Below are 312 nucleotides of genomic sequence, written 5' to 3' on the forward strand. Positions count from 1 at the left end.
GCTGAATCGATTCTTCTTCATGTTCCTTTCCTTTTATGAAAATATAATCGGAAAGCTCCATTTATTCAACGATCACTTTTAGGGGAAGCTTACAGCATGAAAATGAGTCAGTTATCTGACTCTAAAATTGTAGGTAGCTTGCATGATTTCTGTTGCCACTTCGTTGTTCTTATCACTGTTTTCGAACAGACCCATCCGCTCTCGCTCAATTGCACTCAGCGCATTGGCGATCTCTGTAATACCACTCCCATTTAAAGCCAAACTAAAAATATGGGGCAAATATGATTGATATTCATCTCTGGCTTCGGGTGT

Annotated in this window: 1 protein-coding gene; it reads right to left on the reverse strand. The window is 39.7% G+C overall.

Going from position 1 to position 312, the window contains the following annotated elements; genetic code table 11:
- Positions 1–111: 111 nt before the first annotated feature.
- Positions 112–312: hypothetical protein (locus LZD49_RS33690; RefSeq protein WP_234672816.1), on the reverse strand; the 201-nt coding region annotated here is incomplete at its 5' end.

The sequence above is a fragment of the Dyadobacter sp. CY261 genome (assembly GCF_021440085.1).
In the GTDB taxonomy this organism is placed as follows: Bacteria; Bacteroidota; Bacteroidia; order Cytophagales; family Spirosomataceae; genus Dyadobacter.